The 10,711-nt window shown below is 71.2% G+C and carries 13 protein-coding genes; 7 read left to right on the forward strand and 6 right to left on the reverse strand.

Annotation, left to right across the window (positions count from 1 at the left end; translation table 11 throughout):
- Positions 1-53: 53 nt before the first annotated feature.
- Entirely contained in the window at positions 54-755 is a 702-nt protein-coding gene (locus tag AB0E05_RS19045) for a TetR/AcrR family transcriptional regulator (RefSeq protein ID WP_361964815.1), read from the reverse strand.
- A gap of 207 nt (positions 756-962) precedes the next feature.
- On the opposite strand from AB0E05_RS19045, the gene AB0E05_RS19050 reads away from it, so the two are divergent.
- A complete protein-coding gene (locus AB0E05_RS19050; protein ID WP_361964817.1) occupies positions 963-1,334 on the forward strand; it encodes a DoxX family protein in 372 nt (123 codons plus the stop codon).
- A gap of 27 nt (positions 1,335-1,361) precedes the next feature.
- Here the strand turns inward: AB0E05_RS19050 and AB0E05_RS19055 are convergent, their stop codons facing one another.
- From AB0E05_RS19055 to AB0E05_RS19065, 3 genes are all read right to left on the reverse strand, one after another.
- Positions 1,362-1,829, reverse strand: coding sequence for a MarR family transcriptional regulator (locus AB0E05_RS19055; RefSeq protein WP_361964819.1), 468 nt, complete (start codon positions 1,827-1,829; stop codon positions 1,362-1,364).
- Between the two features lie 116 nt (positions 1,830-1,945).
- The gene (locus tag AB0E05_RS19060; RefSeq protein ID WP_361964821.1) at positions 1,946-2,668 is read right to left on the reverse strand and encodes a cation transporter; all 723 of its coding nucleotides are present in this window, start codon (positions 2,666-2,668) and stop codon (positions 1,946-1,948) included.
- The gene (locus tag AB0E05_RS19065; RefSeq protein WP_361964823.1) at positions 2,668-3,003 is read right to left on the reverse strand and encodes a metalloregulator ArsR/SmtB family transcription factor; all 336 of its coding nucleotides are present in this window, start codon (positions 3,001-3,003) and stop codon (positions 2,668-2,670) included. The genes AB0E05_RS19060 and AB0E05_RS19065 overlap by 1 nt, the downstream gene beginning before the upstream one ends.
- A gap of 338 nt (positions 3,004-3,341) precedes the next feature.
- Here AB0E05_RS19065 and AB0E05_RS19070 point away from each other — a divergent pair, with 338 nt between their 5' ends.
- The 5 genes from AB0E05_RS19070 to AB0E05_RS19090 all read left to right on the forward strand — a co-directional run bounded on the left by AB0E05_RS19070 (position 3,342) and on the right by AB0E05_RS19090 (position 7,333).
- A complete protein-coding gene (locus tag AB0E05_RS19070; protein WP_361964825.1) occupies positions 3,342-3,542 on the forward strand; it encodes a hypothetical protein in 201 nt (66 codons plus the stop codon).
- A 69-nt stretch (positions 3,543-3,611) separates the two neighbouring features.
- Positions 3,612-4,247, forward strand: coding sequence for a MauE/DoxX family redox-associated membrane protein (locus AB0E05_RS19075; protein ID WP_361964827.1), 636 nt, complete (start codon positions 3,612-3,614; stop codon positions 4,245-4,247).
- Between the two features lie 34 nt (positions 4,248-4,281).
- Entirely contained in the window at positions 4,282-4,830 is a 549-nt protein-coding gene (locus AB0E05_RS19080) for a hypothetical protein (RefSeq protein ID WP_361964829.1), read from the forward strand.
- The gene (locus AB0E05_RS19085) at positions 4,830-6,842 is read left to right on the forward strand and encodes an ABC transporter ATP-binding protein (protein ID WP_361964831.1); all 2,013 of its coding nucleotides are present in this window, start codon (positions 4,830-4,832) and stop codon (positions 6,840-6,842) included. The genes AB0E05_RS19080 and AB0E05_RS19085 overlap by 1 nt, the downstream gene beginning before the upstream one ends.
- A 2-nt stretch (positions 6,843-6,844) precedes the next feature.
- A complete protein-coding gene (locus AB0E05_RS19090; protein ID WP_361964833.1) occupies positions 6,845-7,333 on the forward strand; it encodes a S26 family signal peptidase in 489 nt (162 codons plus the stop codon).
- Here the strand turns inward: AB0E05_RS19090 and AB0E05_RS19095 are convergent.
- Together AB0E05_RS19095 and AB0E05_RS19100 are read right to left on the reverse strand one after the other, a co-directional pair.
- Positions 7,296-9,749: a helix-turn-helix domain-containing protein gene (locus AB0E05_RS19095; protein ID WP_361964835.1), complete on the reverse strand. Its 2,454-nt coding sequence runs from the start codon at positions 9,747-9,749 to the stop codon at positions 7,296-7,298. The two genes, AB0E05_RS19090 and AB0E05_RS19095, sit on opposite strands and share 38 nt — an antisense overlap.
- 336 nt (positions 9,750-10,085) lie before the next feature.
- Positions 10,086-10,217, reverse strand: a complete 132-nt coding sequence (locus tag AB0E05_RS19100; protein WP_361964837.1) for a hypothetical protein — start codon at positions 10,215-10,217, stop codon at positions 10,086-10,088.
- 75 nt (positions 10,218-10,292) lie between these two features.
- Here AB0E05_RS19100 and AB0E05_RS19105 point away from each other — a divergent pair, with 75 nt between their 5' ends.
- Complete coding sequence (locus tag AB0E05_RS19105; RefSeq protein ID WP_358827727.1) at positions 10,293-10,703, forward strand: DUF6027 family protein; 411 nt, start codon at positions 10,293-10,295, stop codon at positions 10,701-10,703.
- Positions 10,704-10,711 lie beyond the last annotated feature (8 nt).

A 10,711-nucleotide genomic window follows, 5' to 3' on the forward strand; every position in this document is an offset into this window, starting at 1 on the left:
TACCACCGGGGCTGGTGCGGCGGTGGTACGGGCGACGCGGCCCGTGGGCGCCGTCAGTCGGCGGGCCGGGTCTCCGCGATCTGCGCCAACCACTGCCCGAGCAGGGCCGACTCGGCGGACGTGAAGGGCCGGGGAGTGAGCGCGCCCAGGGACGACGCCAGCGTGGTTGCCGCCGCCTTCCGCGCGTCGTCCGCGGGTGAGCCGTCGGCGGGCAGGTCGATCAGGATGGCCCGGTGGATTGCGTCGCGGACCAGGGGCGACAGGCTGACGTCCGGATACTGCGAGGGGCGGGAGATCAGGGCGAGCGCGACGCCCGTGTTCCCGGCCATCACCATGCGGGCGGCCTCCTCGGGGAGGACGCGCAGGCGCCCCTGCACGGCCAGCCGCTCAAGGACTTCGCGCAGCAGCCGCATGGCCTCCGCCGCCGCCGTGGGCTCGGAGCGCAGGGTCGGCGAGAACATCAGCTTGTACGCATTGGGGTTGGCCAGCGCGAACGCCGTGTGGCTGTCCCAGCCCGCCCGCAGGTCGAACAGCGGATCCTCGGACTTCTTGGCGGCCCGCTTGACCGCCAGGTACTGGTCCCAGACGTGGTCGATCGTGGCCGCGAGCAGATCGTCCTTGTCGTTGAAGAACCGGTACAGCACGGGTTGTTGAACACCGGCCGCCTCGCAGACGGCGCGGGTGGACACGTCGCCGCTCGGTGAGCGTGCCAACAGGGTCGCAGCAGCCTCGATTATCGCCGATCTCGTATCCACGCTATCGACGATAGCGGCCCGTCGTTTCGATGACAAACGGGGATTCGTGTCACCGACACGGCCTGGCTGTCCCGGCCGTCGTGGGGTAGCGGCTCCGGGGTTTATTGACGTGTCAACCGGCGCCTTGTACGGTCTGCGGTTGATGCATCAACTAGTGCGTCTCGTGTTCACCCCGAAGGGGGTCGAGCGGGTCGAAAGGAAGCCCTCATGGACATCGCCGCCGCCGTTCTCAGCGTGGTTCTGGCACTCGTCTCGCTCGGCGCGGGCGCACCCAAGGCCCTGCTCAAGGGCGACGTCCCGGCGAAGCTCCAGTCCGAGATGGGGCTGGGCGCCGGACTGGTCCGCTTCGTGGGGCTGGCCGAGGTCGCAGCCGCCGGCGGTCTGGCCGTCGGGCTCTTCTGGCCGCCGCTCGGCATCGCCGCGGCCATCGGGTTCGCCCTCGTCATGGTCGGGGCGGTCGCCTTCCACGCCAGGGCGGGCGACTACGCCAACCCCGAGACCCGTGGCAGCGCCATGGTCTCGGTCGTGCTCACCCTCTTCGCCGCCGCCACCGCGGCCACGCTGATCATGTCGATGTAGGGCGCGTCCGCTCCGGGGGAGGGGTGCTCAGCAGGGCTCTTGCTCGACCCGCGCCAGAATGCGCTTCGCCAACCGCGCGAAGGTCGCCAACTCCTCGGGGGTCAGCGGGTCGATGAACATCCGGCGCACCGCCTCGACGTGGTGGGGCGCCGCGACGGCGATGGCCTCCCGCCCGGCGGGGCTGACGGCGACGATCGACGCCCGACCGTCGTCGGCGCACTCCTCCTTGGTCACCAGTCCGCGCTTGAGCATGCGCGCGACGTGGTGGGACATCCGGCTCTTCTCCCACTGGGCGGCCCTGGCCAGATCGAGAAAGCGCAACCGCCCGTCCGGGACGTCCGTCAGCTTCACGAGGACCATGTAGTCGGCCGCGGAGAGATCGGACTCCGTCTGCACCTGACGGGACAGCCGCGCGACCAGCTTCTCCTGCAGGGTGACGAAACTGCGCCACGCGTCCTGCTCCTCGGGGCTGAGCCAGCGCGGTGTCTCGTTCATGCCGGTCAGTGTAAATCGATGGTTGACACGTCACCGGCCGGGGCGTTCCCGCCCTCGCCCGGAGCGCGCGTCAACGTCCTGTGACGGCGATCCGGGCCGGGGCCCGTCGATGGCGGTCAGGTGCAGCAGTCGCCCCCGGCGTGGCAGCCGCACGCATCGGTCTCGGCGCCGGCTGGCGGTGCGGTCACGGGGGTCGGGACCGCACAGCAGCCCTTGCCCTGCCAGGCGTCACGGCCTTCCTTGGCCGCGACGGCGGCGATGGCGAGTGCGGCGATGGGATCGGCCCAGGACCAGCCGAGGGTGGCATTGAGGACCAGGCCGAGCAGCAGCACGGCGGACAGGTACGTGCACAGCAGCGTCTGCTGGGAGTCCGCGACCGCGCTGGCGGAGCCGAGTTCGCGACCGGCCCTGCGCTGAGCGGCGGACAGGAACGGCATGATCGCGAGCGACAGTGCGGCGATGACGATGCCGGGGACCGACCGCTCCGCCTCTCCGGTGCCGGCCAGTGCGCGGACGGCGTCGACGGCGACGTACGCGGCCAGTGCGAAGAACGACACCGCGATGATCCGCAGGGCGCGCTGCTCGCGCGCCTCGCGGACGGCGTGGTCGCGGGCGGAGAACTGCCAGGCGACCGCGGCGGCGGAGGAGACCTCGATGATCGAGTCGAGGCCGAAGCCGATCAGGGCCGTGGAAGAGGCGATGGTCCCGGCGGTGATCGCGACGACCGCCTCGACGACGTTGTAGGCGATGGTCGTGGCGAGCAGCAGACGTATCCGAGCGGCCAGTGCTTCGCGTCGGGCGGGTGACGGCCCCAGGGGCAGGGATGCCCCGGCGGTCATCAGCAGCACCCCTCGGCTGCGGCGTCGGCGCACGTGCGGTCGCTCTCGACGGCCACCACGGCGGTGCGCAGATCGTCCAGGGCGTGACCGAGGCGTTCGTCGGCCAGCTCGTATCGGGTGCGGCGCCCGTCCGGGGCGGTGACGACCAGGCCGCAGTCGCGCAGGCACGCCAGATGGTTGGAGAGCCGGGTCCGCGAAACGCCGAGCGCGTCGGCGAGGTCGGCCGGGTAGGCGGGGGCGTCGCGCAGTGCGAGCAGGATGCGGCAGCGGATCGGGTCGGCGAGCGCGCGGCCGAACCGGGCCAGCACCTCGATGTCGGAGGCTACAGTCAGCACCCTCTGACAGTACATAAAAACCTGAATTCAGGAAAGCGTGGACTGATCGGCGGCTTGACGGCGTGAGGCGAAGCTGCCTCAGGGCGGTGCGCGCGCTCGGTGCGCGGATGGGCGGCCGACGGTCAAACGCGTGATCCCCTTCCCGCTGGGGCGGTGACCACCGGTTCGTCGTCGCGCGGTCGGAGCCGCCCGACCGGGGCCTCATCGTGCAGCGCGGCTCGCGGGCATTGTTCGGCGGCCCGATCTGCGGTGCCGAACAATGCTTCGGCCGGTGATGTGGGTTCTGGCTCGGCTCGTGAACGGGCCGAGCGACCCGACCCAGTGGAGGGGAGATCCCGTTGCTGAAGAACCTGGAGAACATCGGCGCACGTCTGCTGGAGCGCTTCGTGCCCAGCATCGAGGCGTCCGCGGCGCAGTGCGGCTGCAAGTGGTTCAGGGAGTGCTGGCAGTGCCCGAGGAACCAGCAGTGCAAGGCGTACTGCTGTGACGGACAGGGCTGCGTGGTGCGTAGCACCTGGTGTGGTGCGCGTTCCTGCTGACCGAACCTGAAGCGGGGGCGGCGTCCGTGCAGGGCGCCGCTCCCTTCCCGCGGAAGTGGATGACTTTCCATGGACTACCTGGTCATCGGCGTGCGTTCCTTCGTCGGCACCGTGTTTCTCATCTCGTCCCTGAGCAAGGTCACCGGGGCGTCCCATCGGGAGTTCCGGGCGTCCTTGCGCGCCATGAGGCTGCTACCGGAAAGCCTCGTCGCACCCGTCGCTGTCTGTGTGGTGGTTGCTGAAGTCGCCGTGGTCGGCCTTCTCGCCACGCCTTCGCAGGGCCGCCCGGCCGTGGTCGGCTTCACCACGGCGGGTCTTCTCCTGCTCGTCTTCAGCGGCGCGATCGTCGTGCTGTTGCGGCGTGGCGGCGGCACGTCGTGCCGTTGCTTCGGGTCGTCGTCGGACGTCCTCGCGCGACGCCATGTCCTGCGCAACGCGCTGCTCGCGGTGGCCGCCGCCGTGGGTGCCTTCGCGTCGGCGGAGTCGCACGGGCGGCCCTTGACGTGGCCCGGGGTGGTGGTCGTGCTCGGCATCGGAGCCGCGCTGGGCGGTCTTGTCACCGTGCTGGACGACGTCGTCGCGCTGTTCCGGCCGCTGAGGGGGGACGCATCCGGCCGCACGGAACCTGACGCCGCTCGCCGGCCCTCCGCGGGCTCCGCCCCCGTGCCGTCGCCCTCTGAGCCCCCCGTCCGTCACCGCATCTGAACACCGCCCGCATCTGACACAAGGAGTCGAAGACATGAGTGCTCTGATCACCGTGCTCGTTCTGTTCCTCGGGCTGCTGTGCTGCCTGAACATCCTGCTGACCGTCGGCGTGGTCAAGCGCCTGCGTGAACACGGCGAGCTGCTCGCCAAGCAGGGAGGTGCGAGCGAGTCGAACGTACCCGTCGGGTTGGCGGTCGGCGAGTTCTCCGCCATCACCCTCGACGGTGAGTTGATCGAACGCGACGATCTCCCGGACGACAGCGTCGTCGCCTTCTTCATGCACGACTGTCTGCCCTGCCAGGAGAAGGTGCCGCGTTTCATGGAGTTCGCTCGTTCTCTGCCGCGTGGGCGGGAGCAGACGTTCGTCCTGGTCGCGGAGGACGACGGCGGGGAGCGGGAGTTCGCCGAGGCGCTGGCGCCGGTCGCGCGGGTCGTGGTGACCAATGGCATGGGCCCGGTCGCGGGGGCGTTCAAGGTCTCGACCTTCCCGACGATGCTGCGGGTCGCACGGGACGAACTCGGTCAGGTGCGGGTCAGCGCCAACTCCGTGGACCTGGACCGGCCCGCGGACGCCGTGCTCTGATGGCCGCGCCCGAGCCGGACACGGCCCAGGGCGGGCGGACGGGCCGCAACGGATCGAAAGGGACTCACGGCACCACCGACGAGTCGCCCCTCGCCCCGGCGATCCCTGATCGTGCCGCCCCCGAAACGGCGTTGCGCACCAGCAAGGGACATCGCCGGGCCCGTCCTCCGGCGGAGAACTCCCAGGGGAAGGGAACCGGAGCGGCCCTGTGGACGGCCTGGCGGTTGGCCTTCGCCGCGGCGCCCGGCACCTTCTCCAGCTATGTGGTGATCACGACCGTGGTCGGCGGTGTCCTGCCCGTGGCGGCCGCCTGGCTGACGAAGCTCATCCTCGACGGCCTGTCGAGCCCGACCCCCGCGTGGCATCCGATGTGGTCTGCGCTGGGGTTCGCCCTGACCGGGGTCGTGCTCGTCGTCGGCCCTCAGGGCGCCGAGTACCTCCGCACGGAACTCGACCGCGCGGTGGGGCTGCGGGCCCAGGACCAGCTCTACCGTGCGGTCGAACGGTTCGTGGGCCTCGCCCGCTTCGAGGACCCCGCCTTCCTCGACCGGCTTCGGCTGGCCGAGCAGGCCGGGCGGGGCATGCCCCTCCAGGCGGTGGACGGCCTGCTGCGGATCGGCCAGTCCGCTCTGGTGCTCGCGGGGTTCCTGGCGTCCCTGTGGACCCTGAGCCCGGGCATGACGGTGCTGGTCCTCTGCGCCGGCGTCCCCACCCTGCTCACCGAGCTCGCGCTGTCCCGGCAGCGCGCCAGGGTCGCCGTCACGATCGGCCCCATCGAGCGCCGGGAGATGTTCTACAGCCACCTGCTGTCGAGCGTGGCGGCGGCCAAGGAGATCCGGCTGTTCGGAACGGACGGCTTCTTGCGGGGCAGGATGCTGGCAGAGCGCCGGGCGGCCAATGCCGAGCGCAGAACCATGGACCGCAGGGAAGTCGCCTGGCAGGCCGGATTGGGCATGTTGGGCACCGTCGTCTCGGGCGGCGGTCTGCTCTGGGCCGTGGCGGCGGCGGGCCGGGGCGAGTTGTCACTGGGGGACGTGGCGATGTTCCTCACCGCCGTAGTGGCCGTGCAGTCCTCACTGGGCGGCCTCGCCGGGGCCTTTGCCGGAACCCACCACTCGCTGCTGATGTTCGCCCACTTCCTCGCCGTCACCACGGCGACTCCGGATCTGCCCGTCCCCGCACGGCCCCGTTCACTGCCGCCGCTGAGCGGGACGATCGAGTTCGACGACGTGTGGTTCCGCTATGCGCCGGACCATCCCTGGATCCTGCGGGGCATCAGCCTCCAGGTCCCGCACGGACAGTCCGTGGGACTGGTCGGCCTCAACGGGGCCGGGAAGTCCACCCTGGTGAAACTCCTGTGCCGCCTCTACGACCCGGTGGCGGGCGCGATCCGCTGGGACGGCGTGGACCTGCGTGAGGTGGACCCCGCCGAACTGCGCCGCAGGATCGGCGTCGTGTTCCAGGACTACATGAACTACGACCTCACCGCAGCCGAGAGCATCGCACTGGGCGATCTGAGCGCCCTGGACGACCCCGGACGCCTGACGCGCGCAGCGCGTACCGCGGGCATCCACGAGGTCCTCAGCCGTCTGCCGCACGGCTACGAGACGCTGCTGTCACGGACCTTCATGATGGAGAGCGACAAGGAGGACCCGACGGTCGGGGTCGTCCTGTCGGGAGGGCAGTTCCAACGGCTGGCACTCGCCCGGGCGCTGCTGCGCGAGGACTGCGAGCTGTTGGTCCTCGACGAGCCCTCGGCCGGGCTCGACGCCGAGGCCGAGGCCGAGATCCATGAATCGCTGCGGCGCACTCGCACGGGTCGGACCAGTCTGCTCATCTCGCACCGGCTCGGCGCACTACGGGGCGCCGACCGGATCGTCGTGCTGGAGGACGGTGTCATCGCCGAGGAGGGCAGCCATGAAGAGTTGCTCGCGCGCGACGGCACCTACGCCCGGCTGTTCGGCCTGCAGGCATCCGGCTATCAACCGCCGCCCACGACTGAGGACTCATGACCATGCCCCTTTCACCCCTTTCACCCCTTTCGACCCTCGCCGCCTTGGGCCGAGCTCTGCTGCGCGACCGTTGGGTGGCCGTGACGGTCAGGGGAGCGAGCATGCAGCCCACGCTCCACGACGGAGACCGGGTTCTCGTCCGGCGAGGCCCCGTGCGGGCCAGCGGAGAACTGGTGGTGCTCGGTCGGGCGGTGATGGGTCCCGACGAACCGGAGTTCTTCGAGTGGATCATCAAACGGGTCGCCGCGCGCTCCGGTGACGCGGTGCCGCGCGACAGCGTCCCGTCCCTGCGGAACGTACCGGAGACCACCGTCCCGGCAGGCAAATTGGTGCTCCTCGGGGACAATCCGGAGCGAAGCTCCGACTCGCGTCGGTTCGGCTACTACTCGGCCGACGAGGTGCTGGGGGTCGTCGTGCGCCGGCTGGGCCGGGCCGCGGGCCGTGCCGGTGACCTCAGGGCAACGCGGTGTTCGTCGCCGGAGGGACCCTGAGGAGGCCCAGAAAGACGATGCCGGCGGGCCGACCCGTCTCCGCGTCCCACAGCGCGATCGCCTGATCGGTGGTGGCGACGGCCAGCAGGCCCTGACCGTCGTCGTTGAACTTCATCGCGAAGGCGGGCGTGGTGTGGTTGACGAGGCTCGTACGCACGCGGCGGTCGGCCAGGTCCCACAGGTTCACCCCGCCTCGGGCCCCGGCGACGGCCAGGACTGAGGAGTCGGTGCTGAACGCCACCGAGAGCACGGTGTCGGGCTGTGCGCCGAGGGTGGTGTGCAGTCGGCCGGTGAGGACCTCCCAGATCCGTACGACGGGCTCCTCATTGCTGGCGGTCGCCACCAGGTCGCCCCGCGGGCTGAAGGTGACCGAGGTGACGCCATGGGTGTGGCCGCCCAGGGCGGCGTGCAGTCGGCCGGTGTCGGGGCCCCAGAGCCGTACGGTGCCGTCCGCGCGGCTGGCGGTCGCCAGCAGGTCACCCTCCGGGCTGAAGGTGATCGAGGTGACACCACGGGCGTGCCCGTCGAGGGTGGTGCGGGCGCGGCCGGTGCGGGGGTCCCACAGTTGGACGGTCCGTTCCTTGCGATGGGCCGTCGCCAGCAGACCGCCGTCCGGGCTGAACGAGGCCGACCCTTCGTGGCCGGGGTGCTGCCAATCGGCGAGGGACGTGGCGAGGTCGGAGTTGGCCCCGATGAGATGGTTGGACTCACTGGCCAGCTCCTGGGCCAGGAGACTCTGGTCGAACGAGTCGCGTGCCCGGGAGACCTCCTGGACCGACCGCCGCTCCCGCCAGGCGAGCGCGCTCGCGACGACCACGAGCACCAGCAGGGTCACGGTGAGCAGGCGCAGTCGCCGGGTGGTGCGCGCGGCGGCCCGCCGTTCCCGGCGGCGGAGTTGGAGACTCGCGGCGAGGAAGGCGTGCTCCAGCGCCGTGAGGTGGGCTTGTTGCTCGGGTGGAAAGGACTCCTCGGCGGTGGCCAGCCGGGTGCCCCGATACAGCGCGCCGGTGTCGCGGCCCAGCTTCTCCCAGGCATGGGCGGCCTCGGTCAACGCCTGGTGAACGCGCAGCCGTTCCCGATCCTGCTCGATCCAGCCGAGTAGCCGGGGCCAGGCGGTCAACAGGGCCTCATGGGCCAGGTCGACCGTGTCGCCGTCGCGGGTGAGCAGTCGCGCGCGGACGAATGCCTCCAGGACCTTCTCGGTCTCGGTCGTCCGACGGCCGTGGGCCTGGAGTTCCCTCCGGTCCGCGGGGCGACGGGTGTCGGGGGTCCCCTCGCCCGGAGCGACCATCCGCAGCAGCACGCGGCGGGCCTCGGCGGCCTCGGCATCGGTGAATCGCCGATAGACGGACTCGGCGGTCTTGGCGACCGCGCCTCCCACGCCGCCGGCGGCTTCGTACCCGGCCAGCGTCATCGTCTTGCCCCGGCGACGGCGCCAGGTCTCCATCAGCACGTGGGAGAGCAGCGGCAGCCCGCCCGGAGCGTCGGCGACCTCCTCGACCAGGCGAGAGGTCAGCACGCGTTCCACGGTCATCCCTTGGGCCGCGGCCGGCCGGACGATGACTTCGCGCAGCTCCGCCGGGTTCATCGGGCCGACGAGCAACTGGGCGTCCCGGAGCGCGTCGGTGAGGTCGCGGTGTTCGGCGATGCGACCGTAGAAGTCGGCCCGCACGGCGAGGAGCACCCGTAATCCACTCGTACGCCGCCGCGCGGCGAGCAGCAGGTCGAGGAAGCGAACGCGCTCAGCCGGGTCGTGGCAGAGCGTGAACACCTCCTCGAACTGGTCGACGATCACCACGGTCTCGGGGGCTTCGACGTCGGCACGGTCGACGTCGCCACGGTCGCCGCGGGGAGAGTGCCCGCCGCAGTCGAACAGGCGGGCATGTGTGTGAGCCGGGCGCGGGCCGGGGGTGAGGATGCGGATCGCGGTCGGTCGCGGGGTTCCGGCCCCGGGATGGCGGAGCGCGGGGATCAGCCCCGCGCGCAGCAGGGAGGACTTGCCGCTCCCCGACGGGCCGAACACCGCTGCGAACCTGCGGCGGTGCATCAGCTCCAGCAGTTCGGCGGTGAGCCGCTCACGGCCGAAGAAGCGCGCACCGTCCCCGGTTTCGAATCGCGCCAGCCCTCGGTACGGCGCCTCCGCGCCGTCCACGTCACCTCCGGCATCCAGGTCGGCGACGTCACTGACGACGTTCCGCCAGCGGGCCTCCCACTCCCCGGGGTCACCTCCGCATGCCACCACGTAGGCCAGGACGACCGGCAGGGTCGGCAGTTGCTCACCGGCCGCCGCTTGCGAGAGCGTCGTCACCCCGTACCCGGCGCGGGCGGCGAGCGCGCGGTAGGTCATCCCGGACGTCGCGCGGAGTTTGCGCAACTCGCACGCGAACCCCTGCACCGGGCCCGCTTGCGGATCCACCGGCACTTCACGACGCCCCGGCACACGCCACCCCTATCGACGGCCCCGCGCGGCCGACAGCAAACGTACGCAGGCCCGCGGCCTCGAACCAGCGTCCCCCCGGCCAATGTTCGGCTGTTCGGGCGCGGAAGACGGCGAGGTCGTGACGCTCCAGGCGACCGTCCGCTCCGAGCGGGACGCGGCCCGCTTCCGGGACCACCGGGAGGACCGGGACGACTGGGGTGGACGACCGTACGAGCCGCCCGAGGCACACCGACTGCGGCTGCGTCGCGGGTCTGCTCGACCTCCTTCGTGGGGACGCCCCGGCCCCCCGTTGGGAGGGCCGGGGCGGTTGGGTCAGATGCGGTAGCCGAGGCTGCGCAGCTGCCGGCGGATCGCCTCGTCGTCGACCGTGACGGTGCCGCTGGTCGCGGCGGTCGAGTCGGCCGGAACGAGGGCGACTTGCTCCTCACGAAGGGTCTCGTTCACTGGTACTCCTCTCCTCATTTCGGTGTTCATCCTTGCCCGGTGGGACAAGCTCGGTGCCGCCCTTAGGGTGGCGGTATGGACGGCGACATGGATGACCTGGCCTACGACGCGACCGGTACGCCGACAGTCCGGCTGCGCCGGTGGGAACGGTGCTGGCCGGCGGACGACCCGCATGCCAACTTCAAGGCCGAGGTGGTCGACTACGGGCTCCTCGATCCGCTGGAGACCGTGCGCGGGATGTCCCGGAACCTGGACATCCCGGTCGGTGCGATCGCCCGGTACGTACTGGCGAAGTGGGCCACCGGCGGCAGCGGCGGACTGCTCGAACTCGGGCCGGTGATGGTGCCGCGCCTGTGGGAGCCGATCGCGGCGGCGGAGGAGGCCGATTCCGACGAGCAGCGGCTCGCGGCGTACCACCAGCTCCGGCAGATGATCTCCTGGCTGAAGGTGCCGCTGGACGACCCCACGGTGTACCCGCCCCAGTGATCGGCCGC

Origin of the sequence: Streptomyces sp. NPDC048057 (genome assembly GCF_040653095.1) — a bacterium.
Taxonomy (GTDB): Bacteria; Actinomycetota; Actinomycetes; order Streptomycetales; family Streptomycetaceae; genus Streptomyces.